The organism is Haloferula sp. A504 (genome assembly GCF_044385805.1).
In the GTDB taxonomy this organism is placed as follows: Bacteria; Verrucomicrobiota; Verrucomicrobiia; order Verrucomicrobiales; family Akkermansiaceae; genus Haloferula.
Window position 1 is genome coordinate 1 of record NZ_JBISBU010000082.1, and the last position, 17,936, is coordinate 17,936.

Sequence of the window (17,936 nt, forward strand, 5' to 3'; positions counted from 1 at the left end):
CCCGGCCACGTCCGCGCTCCCTATTTCTTCACCACGTGAAGGATGGGGATGAGGACGAGGGGTGCGATGAGGCCGAGGACGAGGCCAGCCGCGATGCCCCCAAGAAGATGGAGCGGGATATTTGGCGAAGCAGGAGCCGAAGGTTCGGCCGGAGGTGAGACGACCTTCAGGTCGCCTCGCGCCAACGTCTGTCGCCAGGCGGTGATCTCCTCTCGGGTAGCTGCAATGGCTTCCTCAATCCTCGAGTATTCCTCCCTGGCAGCTTGAAGTGAAGCATGCCTCGCTGCGGAAAGGTCGGGGTCGTCGCTGGGAGCGTTTTCAGCCTGAAAGGAATGGAAATCGAGCGCCTGAAGGGCCTTCATAAACATGGCACAGCTCAATCATGTCGCAGTTTGAGCAGCAATGCGGAAGTGGCGAGGAACCGGGAACGCGGGTTTGCAACCCGCTGGACCGATGGAGCGGGTTGCAAACCCGCTCTCCCCACTCAATAACTCCGGCCCCAGATCACCCGGCGGCGGGTGGGGGTGCCGGTGAGGAGGCAGGGCATTTCCGCACCGTCCTGATGGTCGAGCGGGATGCAGCGGATGGTGATCTTGTGCTTCTTGCTCAGTTCCTCCTCCTGCTCGTTGCTGCCCTCCCACGGCGTGAGCAGCCAGCCGGGGCTGTCCTGCGCCCAGTGGGCGTCGAATTCGTCGATCGAGCCGCAGCGGCCGATGTTCTGGTCGCGGAAATGCAGGGCACGCTCGAGCAGGCCGTTGTGGATGTCCTGAAGGATCTGGTCGACGTTCTGGATGAACTCGTCCTGATCGATGAACTCCTTGTCGTTCGGCGCGCGGTCGCGGCGCTGGAGGCAGACCTTGCTGCCCTCGAGGTCGCGGGGGCCGATCTCGATCCGGATCGGCGCGCCCTTCTTGACCCACTCCCATTTCTTGCCGGGCACGTCGCGGTCGTCGACGTGCACGCGCAACGGGTCGTCGTGGAACTTGTGGTGCCGCAGGGTCGTGGCAAGCGCCTGGCAGGCGTCGAGCACGGCCTCGCGCGAGTCGTCCTTCGGCGTGATGGGAATGATGACGATCTGCTGGGTCGCCACGCGCGGCGGAAGCACCATGCCGTCGTCGTCGGCATGCGCCATGATCAAGGTGCCGATGAGCCGGGTGGAGACCCCCCACGAGGTGGTGTGGGCGTGTTCGATCGCGCCTTCACGACCGGTGAACGAGATGTCCTGCGCCTTGGAGAAGTTCTGGCCGAGGAAGTGCGAGGTGCCGGCCTGAATGGCCTTCTTGTCCTGCACCATGGCCTCGACGGTCAGCGTGATCTCGGCGCCGGGGAATCGTTCGTTCTCGGTCTTTTCGCCGGGGATCACCGGAATCGCGAGGTGGTCGCGCAGGAAGTCGGCGTAGAGACGGTGGATCATCTCGGTTTCCTCGATTGCCTCCGCCTTGGTTTCGTGGGCGGTGTGGCCTTCCTGCCAGAGGAACTCGGCGGTGCGCAGGAACAGGCGCGGACGCATCTCCCAGCGCATCACGTTGGCCCACTGGTTGATCAGCAGCGGCAGGTCGCGGTAGCTCTGGACCCAGCGCGAGAAGGCGGCGCCGATGATGGTCTCGGAAGTCGGCCGGATGACGTAGGGCTCGGCGAGTTCGCCGGTGGGAATCATCTTCGTCTTGCCGGTTTCCTCGTCCTTGACCGTTTCGAGACGGTGGTGGGTGACGACCGCGCATTCGGTGGCGAAGCCTTCGGCGTGCTCTGCTTCCTTTTCCAGGTAGGAGATCGGGATGAGCAGCGGGAAGTAGGCGTTGGAGTGGCCGGTTTCCTTGAATCGCCGGTCGAGCTGCTGCTGGATCAGTTCCCAGATCCCGAAGCCCCACGGCTTGATCACCATGCACCCGCGGGTCTCCGAGTTTTCCGCCATGTCGGCGGCCTTGATGACCTGCTGGTACCACTCGGGGAAATCCTCGGAGCGGGTGGGCTGGATGGCGTTCTTTGGTTTGGGCATGGCTGGAAGTGATCCGTGGACGGTGATCGGTGATCAGTGGAGAAAGGCCGCCGCGCTGCGGCGTGAATGAATTAGGGGAAAGTGAGGCGGGCGTCCAATGTGGTTTTTTTGCCGATTCGCCACGAGAAATCCCGCGTCCGGGTGGGGGCGCGGGGCTTGGAGAGGACCGCCGATCTCCGAATCGGCATCTTCCGGGGTTGTGGGGTGCCGATATCATCATCGGCGGCCCACCTACTTCTGCCGGGCGTTGGCCTTGAGGCGGAGGGCGTTCAGCGCGATGAAGCCGGTGGCGTCGTCCTGGTTGTAGGCCTCTTCCTGGCCGCCTTCCATGGTGGCGATGGCTTCGGAATACATGCTGTGCGGACTGCGGCGGCCGGCCTGCATGACGTTGCCCTTGTAGAGCTTCACCCGGACCTCGCCGCTGACCGTCTTCTGGCTCTCGGTGACCAGTGCCTGGATCGCCTCGCGCTCGGGCGCGAACCAGAAGCCGTTGTAGACGAGCTGGGCATACTTGGGGATGAGCGTGTCGCGGGTCTGCTGAAGTTCGCGGTCGATGACCAGTGTTTCGAGGTCACGGTGGGCGGCGAGCAGGATGGTCCCGCCGGGTGTCTCGTAGATGCCGCGGGACTTCATGCCGACGAAGCGGTTCTCGACGATGTCGACCCGGCCGATGCCGTGCCTGCCGCCGAGGGCATTGAGCACGCGCATCACGCCGTAGGGAGTGAGCAGCGTGTAGCCGTCCTTTTCCCCCTCGACCGAAAAGTCCCCGAGTTCGGCAATGAGTTCGGCGAGCCCCTCGGTCTGCAGGCCGATGATGTTGCCCTTTTCAAAGAGGCACTGGAGATACTGCGGCTGGTCGGGCGCCTCCTCGGGGGAGACCGAAAGCACGTACATGTCGCGATCGGCCTCGCCGGTGGCGTCATACCAGGTGTCCTCCAGTGCCCCGGCCTCGAAGGAAATGTGCAACAGGTTGCGGTCCATCGAGTAGGGCTTCTTCATCGATGCCTTGACCGGGATGTCGTGGGCCTCGGCGTAGGCGATCATTTCCTTGCGGCCGGGGAACTGCGCGCGGAATTCGGCGTCGCGCCACGGGGCGATTACCTTGATGTCCGGCGCGAGCGCAGCGGCGGAAAGCTCGAAGCGGACCTGGTCGTTGCCCTTGCCGGTGGCGCCGTGGGCGATGGCGTCGGCGCCTTCCTTCTTCGCCACCTCGACCATGCCCTTGGTGATGCAGGGGCGGGCGATCGAGGTGCCGAGCAGGTAGCGGCCCTCGTAGATCGCGTTGGCCTGGAACATGGGGAAGATGAAGTCGCGGGCGAACTCCTCCTTCTGGTCGTCGATGTAGCATTTCGAGGCACCGGTCTTGAGGGCCTTCTCCTCGAGGCCGTCGAGCTCGTCGCCCTGCCCGCAGTCGGAACAGTAGGCGATAATCTCGGCATTGTACTTTTCCTTGAGCCAGAGCAGCAGGACGGAGGTATCGAGACCTCCCGAATAGGCGACGACGATCTTCATGTCGGGGCGAGGGGTAGGGGGGAAACTTGAAACTTGAAACTCCAAAATTCAATGGGGCCGGGATGCGTTCCAAAAGAGGCATCCGGTTCCCATGGGCGGGAACCCGAGGCGGTGGGACGATCCCGGCGTCATGAAATCACCAAACGTCATGCGGAAGAGGATGATCCTCGATCCTTCGCCCGGACCGGTCCCGTTCACGGGCCAGCGCCGGCGCGAGCGGTCACCCCGCACGACCGAATATCAGCCGACGGTGAAACTCGTCACCGGCGAGCTGCCAAGCGACGGGAACTTGCGGCTCAAGGAGTTGGTGCGTCCGGGTTTCCCGGTGCCGACTCCCGAGGTGACCCGCCAGCGGCGGATCAACGGCGTGATCGGTGACGTATTGGGCGGGATCTCCGTCCTGCTGCTTGTCGGCTTGTGGCTCTCGATTCTCTTCGGGCTCATTGGGATGCTGCTGGGCATCTCCATGCCTTTCGTGGGCGACGAGGTGATTCCGATCAGCCTCTATGGAATTCACATCTTCGGGGTTCCAGGGGCGATCCTCAACCAGCGGACCTACAACATGGGAGTCATCGCGATTGGCGGCTTCTGGTTCACGATCATGGCAGCACTGCCGGTCGGGTTCGTGGTTTCCCAGCTGATGCAACTGATCGGTGGCTGACTGGACTTGCCGCCCGCTGCGGCGCCCCCTAAGGCAGGGGCGTGTTGGAGGGAGCGGATGCCTGGGCCCTGGCGCTGTTCGCAGCGTTCTGCATCGGTGTGGCCAAGGCGGGCTTCAGCGGGACCTCGCTGCTGGCGGTGGCGATCTTCACCCATCTTTTCGATGCCAGGCTCCAGGCCGGGTTTGCGTTGCCGCTGCTGATCATCGCCGACCTGATCGTCTATCCGGCATTTCGGAAATACGGGTCCTGGCACGACGTCTGGCGGCTGCTGCCGGCGGCGCTGGTCGGGGTCGGGGCCGGCTGGTGGCTCTTGGGAAACGTGCCGGAAATCGTGGCCCGCCGGATCATCGGCTGCCTCATCCTGATGCTGCTCGCCCTGCAGTCCCTGCGGGTGCTGAAGCCGAAGCTGCTGGAGGCGATCGCCGACCACCGGGCCTTCGGCACCGGGGCCGGGGTGGCGGCCGGCGTGACGACCATGCTGGCCAATGCGGCCGGCCCGGTCTTCCAGCTCTACCTGCTTTCCCGGCGGGTGCCGAAAATGGAACTGATCGGGATCGGCGCCCGCTTTTTCCTGCTGATCAACCTGATCAAGGTGCCGCTGAACCAGAACCTCGGCTCGATCACCTGGGAGACCCTGTGGACCAACATCCGGCTGGCTCCCGCGATCGTGCTCGGCATCTGGATTGGCAAAAGCGCGCTCCAGAAGGTGCCGCAGCGGGCCTTCGAATGGATGATCCTGTTCTTTGCCGCGGTCGCGGCGATCAAGATGCTGGTCTGAACCTCAGCGGAAGCCGCCCGACTGGAAATCCTGGTAGCTCCGGTAGGCGAGGAATCCGAACAGGATGGCGACGTAGAGGCTGCCCATGACCGCGAACCCGAAGAGAGCCATCGAGGCGCCGGTGATGGCCGACACGAGGAACATCCGGCGCTGCGGATGCACCCAGAGGTTGGCGATCTGGCCGCCGTCGAGGGGCAGCACCGGGAGCAGGTTGATCAGGCTCCACCAGAAGTTGATCCAGATCAGCGAGCGCGCGATCCACCAGCGCGGATTGGGGTTCCCCGGGTCGACAAACTCCTTGAGGGCGTCGGTGATGAAGGGCTCCGGCACGACCCGGAAGGCCGCCCAGCTGAAGCAGCCGACGGCCTCCTTCGGCCCGAGGAACACGGCGAGCAGGACCAGGACCAGTGCCAGGAAGAGAAAGCCGGCGCCCGGCCCCATGAAGATCATCCAGAAGCGCTGGGAGCGGGTGAACCGGCCACCCTCGTTGTAGGCGAGACCGCCGAAAGCCCACAGGACGATCCGCACCGAGCCCCCGCCGAGGCGCCGACCGGTGAGCGCATGGCCGAACTCGTGGACAAGGATGGAAGCGGTGGCGGCCACCATGAAGACCGCCGTGCCCATCAGGTCCGAGGACGACGAAATGGAAAGGGCACCCCCGAACATCGCGATGACGATCCAGAAAAACGGCTGGACCTCGACAGGGATCCCAAAGAGCGAGAAGCGGAGCATGGCGGGGCGACTTAAGCAGGATTCGGCCCGGCGGCAAGCGAGGGTCTCCAAAGCCTAGCAGGACTTGCGGGAACGGGGAGCAGGCCTTAGATGTCGAGGGTGATCCGCAAGGTCGATGTGGCAATCGTTGGTGCCGGTCCCGCCGGCTGCACGCTCGGAGCGCTTCTGGCCGAGCGGGGGTTCAAGGTTCTTTGCTTTGATGATGCGAAGCGGCCCGACCTGCTGGTCGGCGAGTCGCTGCTGCCGACGGTGGTGGATCTGATGCGGCGGCTGGGCATCGAGGACCGGGTAAAGGAATTTTCGACCTTCAAGCCGGGGGTGGCCTTCATGCACCGCGGCGGGCTGCGGCTTGATTTCCTCTTCCCTGCCGGGGTCCTCGGCAAGACGCCGAACTATGCCTACAACATTCCGAGGCCCGAATACGACGAGCTGTTGCGGACGCGGGCCGAGGAGTTGGGCGTCGAATTTGTGACCTGCCGCGCGAAGGTCGAGCCGGGGGAAGGGGGACGGGAGGTCCAGCTTGCGGCGGAAACGATCGCCGAGGTGCCCCAGCTTGGCGGTGAGCATCCGAAGCTGCTGGTGGACAGCACCGGGCGGGCCCGGCTCTTTGCACGGACGCTGGATCTGGCCGCCAAGCGCGGCAAGCGAAGCGATGCGGCCTATTTCGCGCACTACGAGGGTTTCGATGCCGAAAGCTCGGTCGACGGGCAGGTGGTTCTCTCGATCCTCGATCACGGCTGGTCTTGGCGCATTCCGCTGCCCGGGCGGCTGTCGGTGGGCGTCGTGGTCGATTCGAAGACGGCGAAGCAGCACGGATCGACACCGGAGGAGCGTCTCGAATCGATCATCGACTCGGAGCCGATCCTGCGCGACGCCGGGCGGGGGCGGAAGCGGGTGAGCGAGGTGATGGCCTACACCAACTACCAGCTGATTTCCGAGCGCGGGCACGGGCCCGGCTGGGTCGCGGTGGGTGACTCGCACGGATTCGTGGATCCGATGCTTTCCCCGGGGCTCTTCATGGCGATGCACATGGCGGACCTCCTGGACCGGAAGGTTTTCAGGAAGGGTCCCGCGGTTCTGGAACGTCCCGACCGGTTGCTGGCGGGCTTCGCCCGGGTCGAGGCCGAGATGAACGACTGGCATGCGGCCTGGGCGGAGATCATCGAGTATTTCTACGACGGCCGGATCTTCTCAATGTACGAAGGAGGTAGTAATTTGAGCAAGAGGTACAAGAAGTGGGCCTTTCCGTCCATGATGGAGAAACACCTCAGCAAGAACATCACGCGGATGGTTTCCGGGGTGAGCACCCGCAGCCGCTACGGGCGCGGGCTGGTCAGTCACACCTCCAAGCATCTCATCTGGGACACCGAGCCGCCGGAGCACTACGCGGTGATGGTGTAGCCGCCTTCGGCGGGGTGCCAAGTGATCAGTGAGCGGTGAGCGGTGATCGGTGGGCTCTGAGGGCGATTCTTTTGGGGCGGTGCGCCGCTTAGGGGATGGAATCTCGACATTCATTTACTCTTTCAGGATCTTGATCTGATCGACGCCCTTAGCATCCTTCAGAGACTGGGATCGAACAAACCTGAGAATGCCCGAGGTGGTATTCCAGGGACGGGTGTCATCAACTACTTCATTCGGGGGAACCCCAATTTGCCTGACGAAAAAGAGAAGGTGACCGTAACCCTGAATGCTGAATCCATCAGCTTCGCTGCCGCCGTGGATGCCATCTGCAAGCAGGCAGGGTATCGATGGAGTGTCGATCTCCCTAAGGGAATCCCGTATCTTGAAATTAGAAGGATGACGGTCGTGAATTCGCTGGGTGAGTCCGAATCACAGTAGGTTGAGGAGGTAATGTCCTACGTCCGCCAGATGAGGCGGAGGCTGTCGAGGCGGAGGCGGGCCTTGCGGAGGGCGGCGGTGGATTCCGCGAGGGTGCTTTCCAGCGCGGTGATTTCGTCCTGCTCGATCCGGGGATTTCGCTCGGCGAGCGCCTTGAGTCGGCCGATCTCGGCGGTGATGGTTCTTCTGGCGGTGGCCGTGGCGGCTTTGATCGCGCTTTCGACCTGCTCCTCCGCCAGCGAGCGGGCGGCCTGAAGCATGGTGGGGAACAGCTCCTTGCGGAAGGTTTCCTGGCCCACGAGCCGGCGGGCGCTGCCGGGCTTGAGAGCCGCCGGGGGGATGACGTGGGAGGAGCGGTCGGTCCCCCGGTGGTCGGTCATCGTCCGGATGGCGGTGGGCGGGAGGAATCGGTCGAGGTGGAGCCGGCCCGGTGCCAGCGTCTCGAGAATGAAGCGGGTTTCCAGCAGCACGCCCTTGCCCTTGCCGGTTTCCCAGAGGGCGAAGGAGGCGTTGCCCGTTTCCGAGGCGAGCAGGGAGTCGATCGCTCCGCGGACCATCGGGTGGTCACCGCTCAGCAGTTCCAGATCCTCGCGGCCGAGCGCCGTGGTCCGGTCGAAGGTGGCGGAGACGCCTTCGTCGGGCAGGTCCGCGAAGGTCTCGCTCAGGCGCTGGCCTCGGGACAGGTGGTAGGTCCGCGACGAGTGGTCGGCGACGTCGAGGCCGAGGCGGTCGAAGAGCCGGATGACGAAGCGCTCGAGCGCCGGATCGTGGTCGTGTGCCTCGATGGCCTCGGTCAGGTCCGTGGCGAGCTCCGGGGCGGGGGCGCTGAGCTCGAGCAAGCGGTCGTGGCCGGAGTCGAGTTCTCCGGCGACCTGTGCGGCGCGTTCACGGCTGCGCTCGAGAAAGGCTTCGAAAGCGGCATCGTCGTCTTGGGTGGCGAGTTCATCGAACTCCGGCAGCAGTTCCTCGGCGAGGGTGGTGGCACCGCGCAGCGGGTGGCTGAAGGCGTCGAGCCCCTCGTGGAACCAGCGGGCGAGCTTTTCCGAAATACTATCCACGCCGTAGGGAACGTGGATGTGGATGGTCCCGGTCTGGCCGATGCGGTCGAGGCGGCCGATGCGTTGCTCGAGGAGCTCCGGGTCGCGGGGCAGTCCGAAAAGCACCAGGTGTCGCGCGAACTGGAAGTTCCGGCCTTCGCTGCCGATTTCCGAGGAGATCAGGATGCGGGCCCCGGCGGGATCGGCGAACCAGGCCGCATTGCGGTCGCGCTGGATGAGCGAGAGGCCCTCGTGGAAGAGGGCGGACTCGACGTGGATCTGCTCGAGCAGCTTTTCGCGGGTTGCGATGGCCGCTTCCGGACTGCCGGTGATCAGCAAAATCTTCTCGTCGCCGGGAAGCCCGCGGATCAGGTCGGCCAGCCATTTGTAGGGGGAGGTCCCCTCCGGCAGCGGATGCAGCCGGGGTTCGCGTCCGGGAAAGCCGGTGAGCTGGCGGCGCGTGTTGCGGAACAGCACCCGGCCGGTGCCGAAGCCGTCGATGAGCTCGCGGATGAGTGGTTGGCGCGCCGATTCGTCGCCTTTCCGCAATGCCTCGAGGAGCGTCCTCGAAGAGGGTTGGTCGAAATCCCCGAGCGAGTCGGGGAGTCCGCCGGAGTCGAGTTGATCGACGACGGCGGCGAGCGGGGCGTAGCGCTCGGTTTCCAGCCGGAATGCCTGCGGGTCGCTGTAGCGATGGGGATCGAGCAGGCGGAGCCGGGCGAAGTGGCCGGACGGCCCGAGTTGCTGGGGGGTCGCCGTGAGCAGGAGCAGCGAGGGGATGCCGCTGGCGAGGGCCTCCACGACGGCATACTCGGCGGAGGGCTCTTCCTCCGTCCATTCGAGGTGGTGGACTTCGTCGACGATCAGGAGGTCGAACCCGGCTTCGACGGCCTGTGCCGCGCGCCCGGGTTGATCGCTGAGGAGCGGGATCGGGGCGAGGATGAGTTGCGACTCCTCGAAGGGGTTGGCGTCCGGCTGGTGCTCGGTGATGGCGGCACAGCGGGATTCATCGGCGATGGTGAAGAGCAGGTTGAAGCGGCGCAGCAGCTCGACGAACCACTGGTGGACGAGCGGTTCCGGAACGAGGATCAGCACCCGGTCGGCCCGGCCGGTGAGGTGCAGATGCTGGAGGATGAGGCAGGCCTCGATCGTTTTTCCCAGGCCGACTTCGTCGGCGAGCATGATCCGGGGATGGAGACGCCGACAGGCCTCGGCGACGATGGCCAACTGGTGCGGGATGAGGTCGATGCGGGCTCCGCGGAATCCCCGCTCGGGAGAGCGGCGGAGCTTCGTGTTCCAATCGAGGACCCGCCCGCGCAGATCGAAGTCGCGCGGGTCGTCGCAGAGGCCGGCAAGCAGACGGTCCTCGGGCGAGGTGAAGCTCAGCGAGTCGAGGAGCTCGGTCTCGGGCAGATCGCCATCCTCACCGACGTAGATGAGGAGTCCGGCTTCCTCGCGGGACTCGCGGACGGTGAAGTCGGAGCCGTCGCTGCGGGCGATGAGGTCTCCCGGCTTGAAGCGGACGCGGACCAGCGGGGCGGACTCGAGCGCGTAGAGCCGCGTTTCCTCGGCGGCGGGGAAGTCGAGTTTGACCCGCCCGTGCGGGACTTCGACCACGATCCCGAGCCCGAGGGTGGGCTCGGAGGTGGAGATCCAGCGTTGTCCGGGGACGGGTTTGGCCATGAGCGGCCCGTTTAGTTCCGCCGGACGGAAACGGAAAGCACAATGGGGCCGTTCAGCGAGTTTGGGCCGGGCGGCCGTGTGTCCGGATTGTCAGAGCTGCCGGAGTGCGCAACTCGATGACGCACGGGCCTGCGACAGGGAAGGGCTTCTGCCAGCCGATGATGACATCGTCCCGCTCCGGCCGTCCGATCGGCTCGAAGAAACGATGCTCCTGATGATCGGGTCGCACGTTCATGGCGAGGCGCTGACGGTCGGGCTTTTCAACGATCACGTACGACGGCTCGGACGCGGAGACGAGAAGCGCCACCTCGCCCTTCTTCAGTTCGATGCGGTCGCCGATGCCGCTGAGGGTGACCCACCCGTTGGCGAGGGCGGTGGGAAGGGCGAGGAGGAGGGTGATCAGGGGGAGGATGAACCGTTTCATAACATCCCAATCATGGCGGGCTGGCGGAAAGTGCAATCAAAGATATGTGAAAGATATTCAATGAGTTATGTTATTCAAGGGGTCGAAGTATCTTCGATGAATGAAGGTTTCGCGTGGTCGGGCTGGTCAACCGTGGAAAGGGCTGCAAGGAATGGCGCATGTCACGACTGGCGACGCGCACGGGTCGGATCGATGCCTCGGGTATCCGCAAGGTGTTCGATCTGGCGAAATCGATGAAGAACCCGGTGAATCTCTCGATCGGCCAGCCCGATTTCGACGTCCCCGGCGAGGTCAAGGCCGCGGCGCACGAGGCCATCGATGCCGGTCGCAACAGCTACACGCCGACCCAGGGGGCGGCCGAGTTGAGGCCGCTGCTGCTGGAGGAGGAGAAATCCTTCACCGGGCGGGAGTGGAAGGAATCCGAGTTGCTGGTAACCTCGGGGGTCAGTGGCGGATTGTTCCTCGCGTTGTTGGCTTTGGTCGAGGAGGGCGACGAGGTGATCATTCCGGATCCCTACTTCGTGATGTACAAGCACCTGGTGGCGCTGTTCGGCGGCACCCCGGTCTACCTCGATACTTATGGCAGTGGCTTTGGCATCGACCCGGACCGGCTGGAGTCACTGATCACCCCGCGGACCAAGCTCCTGCTGCTGAATTCCCCGAGCAACCCGACCGGCCGCATCCTGTCGCGCGTCGAGCTGGAGTCGGTGGCGACGGTTTGCCGCAAGCACGGGCTGCTGGTGATCAGCGATGAGATTTACCGGCGCTTCGCCTACGTCGAGATGGTGTCCATGGCCGAGATCTACGAGGACACGCTGATGCTGGCCGGCCACTCGAAGGCTTATGGCATGACCGGTTGGCGGCTCGGCTATGCCTGCGGGCCGGAGGAGGTGATCCAGGCGATGGCCAAGGTGCAGCAGTACAGCTTCGTCTGCGCACCGTCATTCGTGCAGTATGCCGCACTGGCCTGCCCGGCGGTGGATCTCGGCCCGCATATCGAGAACTATCGGGCCAAGCGTGACCTGATGGTCGGCGCACTGCAGGGCAGCTTCGAGATCGGCCCGCCGGACGGGGCTTTCTACCTCTGGGCCAAGGCACCCGCCGGCCACACCGGCACCTCGTTCGTCGAGCAGGCGATCGCCAACAACGTGCTGGTGATTCCGGGCGGTGTCTTCAGCGAGCAGGATACCCATTTCCGGATCTGCTACACGGTGCCCGACGACAAGCTGCGCGAGGGCGCGGAAATCCTGTGCGGGCTGGCGGGGGCTCAGTAGTAGTAACGCCGTCCGCCGCGGTAGTAGCAGCGCCGCCCGTTATGATAAGAGGGGCGACCGTAGTAGCCGTAGTTGTTGTAGTAGTGTTTGTCGCGGTTGTTGTGGTTCGCGACGGCGGCTCCGACCACGGCGGCACCGATGGCCATGGCGGCGGCTCCTTCCGGGGTGACGGACTGGACCGGATTGCCGTAGGCATCGTAGGTGGTCGTGCAGGAGGTGATGGTCGCCGGCAGCAGCGCGACGAGGGCGAGCTTGAAGAGTCGGTTTTTCATGATCGTGTGGCCTTATGACGGTGGTTCCGCGGGCATATTCGATGGAAATTCGAGGATTTTCCAGCCGGACCAATCCTGACTGGAAGGACTTTTTGTTTCGTGCGTAGTCTCCGCCATGCAACGAAGCGCCCTGATCATCGTCCTCTGTCTGCTTGCGGCCTGCCTGGTCGGCGCCATCCCTTCGAAGGAGGCCTCCGATGCCAAGCGGATCGTGTTCATCGCGGGAAACCGCAGCCACGCCTCAGGCGACCACGAGTTCCGGGCGGGATGCCTGCTGCTGGCCAAGGCGCTCAACGAACAGAGCGGACTCAACGTCAAGGCCGAGGTCGTCGGAGTCGAGTGGGCGAAGACCCCGGAGATCATGGAGGGAGCCGATGCCATCATCGTCTATTGCGATGCTTCGCAGGGCATCGCCGGGCAGTGGGAGTATCTGGACGGGTTGGCGAAGCAGGGCGTGGGCCTGATGTTCATCCACTATGCGGTGCACCCGACCGTCGAGATGGCGGAGAAGTACCAGCGGCGCTGGGTCGGAGCAGCGATGGAGACCGGGTTTTCGGTCAATCCCCACTGGTTCGCCGAGCTTGAGCCGATGCCGGGGCATCCGATTTCGCAGGGGGTCGCGGAGAAGTTCGAGACGCTCGACGAGTTTTACTACAACATGCGTTTCCAGGATGATCGCGAGAAGGTGCTCGACCTCGTGACCGCGGTGCCGACGCGCGAGCGGATGCGGAACTACATCAACCTCTGGAACTGGTACGGTGCCGACGGCATGGGCAAGGACCAGACCCTGATGTGGGGGGTGGAGCGCGAGGACGGTGGCCGCGGCGTGGGCTTTACCGGCGGGCACTACCATCGCAACTGGGCCCTGGATGACTTCCGCACCGTGGTGCTCAATGCGATCGTCTGGACGGCCGGCATGGAAGTCCCCGAGGGAGGGGTCAAATCGAAGCCGCTGACCGAGGAGGAGTTGAACGCCAATCTCGACAAGTACGACAAGCCGAACCCATGGATCAAGCTCCCGGACGTCGAGGCGATGCGCAACAAGCCGGCCCCGAAGATTCCCCACCACCGGGAGAAGAAGGAGGACGTCGAAGGTTAATCGTCGAACTCGGGAAGCGGGGGGTCGACGCGGTTCGGTGGGGGTGCCGGGAGGTCGGCGGGATTCGGAATGATGGACGGGTCCGCCTCGAGCGGGATGCCTTCGCCGCCGAGATTGGTGCCGCCACCCAGGGACGGCGACGAGCCGAATCCGGGCGACTCGCCGGAAAGCGTGCCGCCGCTGCCTCGTGCCGCCCGCTCGCGGGCTTCCTGCTTTTTCTTCTCGGCCTCCTTGCGATCCTTGCGCTTGTCGATGGCGCGACCGGGCGCGGTGACCACGTGCGTCGTGCCCTCGACCACGCCACCCGCGACGCGGAAGGGGACCTGCACGAGCTTGCAGGATGGGAGCAGGGGAAGAATCAGGATGGCGAGGGCCGGGCGGATCATGAGTGGAGAAGTTTGCGGATCATCGCGATCCGTGAAAGGAGATCCAGGGTCAGCCGCTCGGCAGGATTCAGGCGGCTTCGCTCCTGGAGCACCCGGATGGCGGTCGTGGGCCGGTCGGTGATCAGGCCCGCGACGCCGCGACTGGCGGCGGAGGAAAGGTCGATGCCGTCGTTCAAGGTCCACGCGTAGATCTCCGTCCCGGTCTGTCCGGCCCGGCGGGTGAGATCGCGGGACAGCACGCCCATCCCGACCGCGAGGAAGTCGAACTCCCGCAGCTCGGCAAGCTCCGGCGGGGCGGAGGTGACGAAGCCGACCTGCCAGTCCGGTTTTGTGTCGTTGAGGAGCCGGGCGAGTTCGAGATCGAAGCTCATGATGCGGACGGATGAGGCCATGTCCGCCTTCTCGACGGCGGCGATCACGGCCTTCGCCATCGGGTCCTTGGGACCGTAGGACTTGAGCTCGATCATGACCTGGATCCGGCCCCGACAGGCTTCGAGGGCCTGCTTGAGCGTGGGAATCCGCTCGCCCTTGAATTCCGACGTGGCCCATTTTCCCCAGCTCCCGGCATCGACTTGCGCTATCGATTCGGCATCCATTTCGCGCAGGCGCCTCGGCTCCTTGGCGATGCGCCGCAGGTCGCGGTCGTGGAAAAGGTAGAGTTCTCCCGAGGGGTGCTGCTGGACGTCGATCTCGACCACGTCGGCCCCGGCGTCGATGGCCGCCTCGATGGCGGCGAGCGTGTTCTCGGGAGCGTCCTGCGAAGCTCCCCGGTGGGCGACCACGGCGACGGGCGGATCCTTTCGCAGGTCTTCGAGCCAGTTGAAGCTGGCGACGATCGTGATGCCGATCACGAGGATGGAAGCGCAGGCCACAGCCCAGGGAATGCGGTCCGGGGCTTCGTCGGGGATTTCCGTTTCTCCGGCATCGAGGCCCGTGCGCAGCCCGAGGCGGGCGTGGTAGGCGGCGAAGAAGGAGGCGCCGATGAGACGTGCCAGGAATCCGAGCGCGGCGCAAAGGGCGAGGGCGATCACGACGACCAGCGACGTGAGTCCGATCCGGTGGTCCATCATTTCCGAGAAGCGGATCAGCGGGGAGATCAGGGTGATGGCGACCGCGAGGATCAGCAGCGGAGGAATCGAGACCCAGCTGGTCAGCTGCAGAAAGAGTCTCGCCCGGTGGCCGCCGGCGAGTTGACGGCTGCGGCGGCGTGCTGCGGCGGGGTCTTCGTTGTGAAAGTGCAGCAGGGGCAGCGCCAGCAGCCAGTCGACGAGGTGCCGGATCAGGGCAAAGATCATCCCGGCGAGCAGCAGGCCGACCAGGGTGAGGGCGAGCACGAACTCGGGAGGGCGGGTCGCGAGGTAGTGGTTCAGTTCGCGTTGGCCGAGCTGAAGGTACAGGATGCCGGCCGAAAGGAGCAAAAAGGGCGAGGCCAATGCCGTGGACTGCAACGCGAACCGCAGCACCAGCACCAGCAGGCCCTTGGCGTGCGATGCCATGTGGCGAAGGGAGGCCGGCACGCTGATCTCCCGCCCGTGCAGGGTCTCGTGAGCGATGATGAGCTGCGCGGTGTGTCCCAGTACCTGGATGGTGAGCCACAGCAGGCCGATGATGAAGAGCACCACGAGACCCGATGGCGAAAACAGTGCCCCGAGCACATCCAGGTCGACCAGTGTCGCTTGGTCGGAGCCGCGCACGGCGACATTGAGATAGGCTGACGCAATCGGGAGCGTGACGGCCAGTGCGACGAGCATGACCAGGGACTGGACCGTCCAGACACGTCGCCAGATGGCGCGGGAGAGCCGCCATTGGCCGGGGGTCTCATCCTTGCCGTCAGCCATGCCGGCAGTTTGCCGCGGCAATTCCCGGAGTCACGCCGATACCGCCGTCTGCCGCGATTCGGGCAGGATTGGGTTCAATTTGACTTTCGTGGCGGGGCGCTGGAGAAACCCCGGACCGTGCCACCGTCGCGCTTGCGCAAGGGAGGCCGGACCCGTCGATCCGATGAGCGTGGAATCCACCGACCCGTCCCTCGACCACCTCGGCTTCGAGGAGGTCGTCCGGTTGCTTGATGCCGAAGGCATTCGCCGGGCGCACGCCGTGCCGCTCTTCCGGTGGCTCCAGACCGGCCGACGCCTCAATTTCGAAGCGCCGCTGGAGCGCTGGCTGGCGGCTCGCCCGGGGGTTTGCACGGAGGCGACGCGGGTTTCCGAGACCCCGAGCGCCGATGGCGAGACGCGGAAGTTCCTCCTGCGTCTGGCCGACGGGCAGGAGGTCGAGAGCGTGTTGATGGGCTTCAAGGGCCGCCACACCGCGTGCCTGAGCACCCAGGTCGGCTGCGCCATGGGCTGCGTGTTCTGCGCCACCGGGCAGATGGGTTTTCGCCGGCACCTCAAGGTGGGCGAGATCATCGCCCAGGCGCGCTTTCTGGAAACCTGGCTGCGCGAAAACCACGACGACCGGCTGCGCAACATCGTGATGATGGGCATGGGCGAGCCGCTGCATAATTTCGAGGCGACGATGCAGGCTCTCGAATTGCTCACCGACACGCGAGGGCTCGGCATCGGAGCCCCGCGGGTCACGATCAGCACGGTGGGCCATGTGCCGGGCATCCGGAAGCTGGCGCGGCATCCGAAGCGCTATTCGCTCGCCGTGAGCCTTCACGGGGCCACCGACGAGGAGCGGGAGCCGTTGGTGCCGATCAACCGCCGCTGGCCCTTGGTCGAGCTGATGGACGCGTGCCGGGAGTTTTCGGAGATTCGAAATCAAAGAGTTTTTATCGCGTGGACGCTGATCGCCGGGGTGAATGACGACGTTGCCCAGGCACGGCGTCTTGCGGAACTGCTGAAGGGCATGGATGTGCACGTGAACCTGATTCCGCTGAATCCGACCGACGGCTACGCCCCGCAAGCACCCGGCGCCGGGGAGGTTCTCGCCTTTCAGCGGGTGCTTCAGGATGCCGGGCTGCCCTCCACCATCCGCCAGCGCAAGGGAATCGACGTCGGGGCTGGGTGCGGGCAGTTGGCAACGCGGAGTGGCGCTCTTTGAGCGCCATAGCGGGGCGTGGCGACCTCCAGGTCGCGGGGTTCGGGTGGTCTCGTCACGACCGTCGGAGGCGGAACCTGGCAGTCGGCCGCACAAGAATGCCGTGAGTGTGCATCGCTGCCGGTCGCGAGCAGGCCAGCCACCTTGTGTCGGTCCGGTGACACCGACTGGCCCCGTCATGGCGCTCGCAGAGCGCCACTCCCACTCCACAAGGGGTTGAGAAATCGGCCGATCGACGCTTAGCTCCGGTGATGTCCTTCGACGATCCCACCGATTTCTCCGACGAGCGCGAGCCGATCCCCGAGCGTTTCCATTCCTTTGAAACCGGAGGGCCGTTCAAGATTTGCTCCGTGTGCTCGCGTGCCTTTGACGAGGATGAACCCCACCTGATCGAGAAGGCCTTCCAGAAGGGCGAGACGGTCTACGAGTATGCCATCTGCCAGCCCTGCCATGACGGGATCCGCGAGGAGCTTTCCGAGGAATCCCGCCAGCGCATCGAGTCGCATCTGCGCGAGGCAATCGGCCGGGCGGAGCTTTTCGACGACCCGTTGGAGCGCTGCATCTTTTCCGGCCGGGAACTGGGCGAGGAACACCTGATCTGCGGACTCTTCGTCGGTCGCTGGATGGTGCCGCAATTTCCCTGCTTCGCGATCTCGGGCGAGGAGATGGAGAAGATCGCCGGGCTGCTCTCGAAGTCGACCCGCGAGCGACTGGACCAGTTCACCGACGATGTGCTCGGCATTCCCGGGCTGACGAATCCGGTGCCGGTGCTGGTCTGAGTACGATGGAAACCGTACGGGTCGACAAGTGGATGTGGGCGGTGCGGCTTTTCAAGACGCGTGGTGTGGCGGCGCGGGCCTGCGAGAGCGGACGGGTGAAATCCGGCGGCCGGATTCTGAAGGCCTCGACTTCCCTGCGGGGTGACGAGGTGATCGAGTTGCCCTTTCCCGAAGGACCGGGGACCCGGGTGGTGCGGGTGGTGGAACTGATCGAGAAACGGGTCGGAGCGCCCCAGGCGCGGCTGGCCTGCGAGGACCTGACACCGCCGGACGTGGTCGAAACGCGGCGCCAGTGGCAGTCGAGCCGCTCGCACCGCAAGGAAGGCGAGCAGGGCCGGCCGACGAAACGGAAGCGTCGGGAGATCGAGGAGCGGAGGGGCTTCTTCGAGTGAAGCAAGGACCGCGCGAGGCCACTCGCGCA

17 protein-coding genes are annotated in these 17,936 nt (G+C 65.0%); 8 read left to right on the top strand and 9 right to left on the bottom strand.

Annotated features, from left to right (window positions below; all coding sequences use genetic code 11):
* Window positions 1-20: 20 nt before the first annotated feature.
* The 3 genes from ACG2LG_RS22160 to ACG2LG_RS22170 all read right to left on the bottom strand — a co-directional run bounded on the left by ACG2LG_RS22160 (window position 21) and on the right by ACG2LG_RS22170 (window position 3,508).
* Complete coding sequence (locus ACG2LG_RS22160; protein ID WP_396262770.1) at window positions 21-368, bottom strand: hypothetical protein; 348 nt, start codon at window positions 366-368, stop codon at window positions 21-23.
* Between the two features lie 116 nt (window positions 369-484).
* Complete coding sequence (gene proS / locus ACG2LG_RS22165) at window positions 485-1,996, bottom strand: proline--tRNA ligase (RefSeq protein ID WP_396262772.1); 1,512 nt, start codon at window positions 1,994-1,996, stop codon at window positions 485-487.
* Between the two features lie 231 nt (window positions 1,997-2,227).
* Window positions 2,228-3,508: an argininosuccinate synthase gene (locus ACG2LG_RS22170; RefSeq protein WP_396262774.1), complete on the bottom strand. Its 1,281-nt coding sequence runs from the start codon at window positions 3,506-3,508 to the stop codon at window positions 2,228-2,230.
* A gap of 130 nt (window positions 3,509-3,638) precedes the next feature.
* On the opposite strand from ACG2LG_RS22170, the gene ACG2LG_RS22175 reads away from it, so the two are divergent.
* Both ACG2LG_RS22175 and ACG2LG_RS22180 read left to right on the top strand, forming a co-directional pair.
* Complete coding sequence (locus ACG2LG_RS22175; protein WP_396262776.1) at window positions 3,639-4,169, top strand: hypothetical protein; 531 nt, start codon at window positions 3,639-3,641, stop codon at window positions 4,167-4,169.
* A gap of 41 nt (window positions 4,170-4,210) precedes the next feature.
* The gene (locus ACG2LG_RS22180; RefSeq protein WP_396262779.1) at window positions 4,211-4,948 is read left to right on the top strand and encodes a sulfite exporter TauE/SafE family protein; all 738 of its coding nucleotides are present in this window, start codon (window positions 4,211-4,213) and stop codon (window positions 4,946-4,948) included.
* 3 nt (window positions 4,949-4,951) lie between these two features.
* Here ACG2LG_RS22180 and ACG2LG_RS22185 read toward each other — a convergent pair whose 3' ends face one another.
* The gene (locus tag ACG2LG_RS22185) at window positions 4,952-5,680 is read right to left on the bottom strand and encodes a metalloprotease (protein WP_396262781.1); all 729 of its coding nucleotides are present in this window, start codon (window positions 5,678-5,680) and stop codon (window positions 4,952-4,954) included.
* Between the two features lie 90 nt (window positions 5,681-5,770).
* Between ACG2LG_RS22185 and ACG2LG_RS22190 the strand changes: the two genes are divergently transcribed.
* Window positions 5,771-7,081, top strand: a complete 1,311-nt coding sequence (locus ACG2LG_RS22190; protein ID WP_396262783.1) for an NAD(P)/FAD-dependent oxidoreductase — start codon at window positions 5,771-5,773, stop codon at window positions 7,079-7,081.
* Window positions 7,082-7,536: 455 nt separating this feature from the next.
* Here the strand turns inward: ACG2LG_RS22190 and ACG2LG_RS22195 are convergent, their stop codons facing one another.
* Together ACG2LG_RS22195 and ACG2LG_RS22200 are read right to left on the bottom strand one after the other, a co-directional pair.
* Window positions 7,537-10,239 (bottom strand): helicase-related protein, encoded by a 2,703-nt coding sequence (locus tag ACG2LG_RS22195; RefSeq protein ID WP_396262785.1) that lies wholly within the window; start codon window positions 10,237-10,239, stop codon window positions 7,537-7,539.
* Window positions 10,240-10,291: 52 nt separating this feature from the next.
* A complete protein-coding gene (locus ACG2LG_RS22200; protein WP_396262787.1) occupies window positions 10,292-10,663 on the bottom strand; it encodes a hypothetical protein in 372 nt (123 codons plus the stop codon).
* Window positions 10,664-10,821: 158 nt separating this feature from the next.
* Between ACG2LG_RS22200 and ACG2LG_RS22205 the strand changes: the two genes are divergently transcribed.
* On the top strand, window positions 10,822-11,937 hold the full coding sequence (locus ACG2LG_RS22205; RefSeq protein WP_396262789.1) for a pyridoxal phosphate-dependent aminotransferase: 1,116 nt from the start codon (window positions 10,822-10,824) through the stop codon (window positions 11,935-11,937).
* Here the strand turns inward: ACG2LG_RS22205 and ACG2LG_RS22210 are convergent.
* Window positions 11,931-12,209: a hypothetical protein gene (locus ACG2LG_RS22210; protein WP_396262791.1), complete on the bottom strand. Its 279-nt coding sequence runs from the start codon at window positions 12,207-12,209 to the stop codon at window positions 11,931-11,933. The two genes, ACG2LG_RS22205 and ACG2LG_RS22210, sit on opposite strands and share 7 nt — an antisense overlap.
* 115 nt (window positions 12,210-12,324) lie before the next feature.
* Here ACG2LG_RS22210 and ACG2LG_RS22215 point away from each other — a divergent pair, with 115 nt between their 5' ends.
* Window positions 12,325-13,308, top strand: a complete 984-nt coding sequence (locus tag ACG2LG_RS22215) for a ThuA domain-containing protein (protein WP_396262793.1) — start codon at window positions 12,325-12,327, stop codon at window positions 13,306-13,308.
* Here the strand turns inward: ACG2LG_RS22215 and ACG2LG_RS22220 are convergent.
* Window positions 13,305-13,694, bottom strand: a complete 390-nt coding sequence (locus ACG2LG_RS22220) for a hypothetical protein (protein WP_396262795.1) — start codon at window positions 13,692-13,694, stop codon at window positions 13,305-13,307. The two genes, ACG2LG_RS22215 and ACG2LG_RS22220, sit on opposite strands and share 4 nt — an antisense overlap.
* On the bottom strand, window positions 13,691-15,532 hold the full coding sequence (locus ACG2LG_RS22225; protein ID WP_396262797.1) for a glycerophosphodiester phosphodiesterase family protein: 1,842 nt from the start codon (window positions 15,530-15,532) through the stop codon (window positions 13,691-13,693). Before ACG2LG_RS22225 ends, ACG2LG_RS22220 begins: the two co-directional genes overlap by 4 nt.
* 169 nt (window positions 15,533-15,701) lie before the next feature.
* On the opposite strand from ACG2LG_RS22225, the gene rlmN reads away from it, so the two are divergent.
* The 3 genes from rlmN to ACG2LG_RS22240 all read left to right on the top strand — a co-directional run bounded on the left by rlmN (window position 15,702) and on the right by ACG2LG_RS22240 (window position 17,907).
* Window positions 15,702-16,739, top strand: coding sequence for a 23S rRNA (adenine(2503)-C(2))-methyltransferase RlmN (rlmN, locus tag ACG2LG_RS22230; protein WP_396262799.1), 1,038 nt, complete (start codon window positions 15,702-15,704; stop codon window positions 16,737-16,739).
* A 248-nt stretch (window positions 16,740-16,987) separates the two neighbouring features.
* Window positions 16,988-17,515, top strand: coding sequence for a hypothetical protein (locus tag ACG2LG_RS22235; protein WP_396262801.1), 528 nt, complete (start codon window positions 16,988-16,990; stop codon window positions 17,513-17,515).
* Between the two features lie 5 nt (window positions 17,516-17,520).
* On the top strand, window positions 17,521-17,907 hold the full coding sequence (locus ACG2LG_RS22240; RefSeq protein WP_396262802.1) for an RNA-binding S4 domain-containing protein: 387 nt from the start codon (window positions 17,521-17,523) through the stop codon (window positions 17,905-17,907).
* Window positions 17,908-17,936 lie beyond the last annotated feature (29 nt).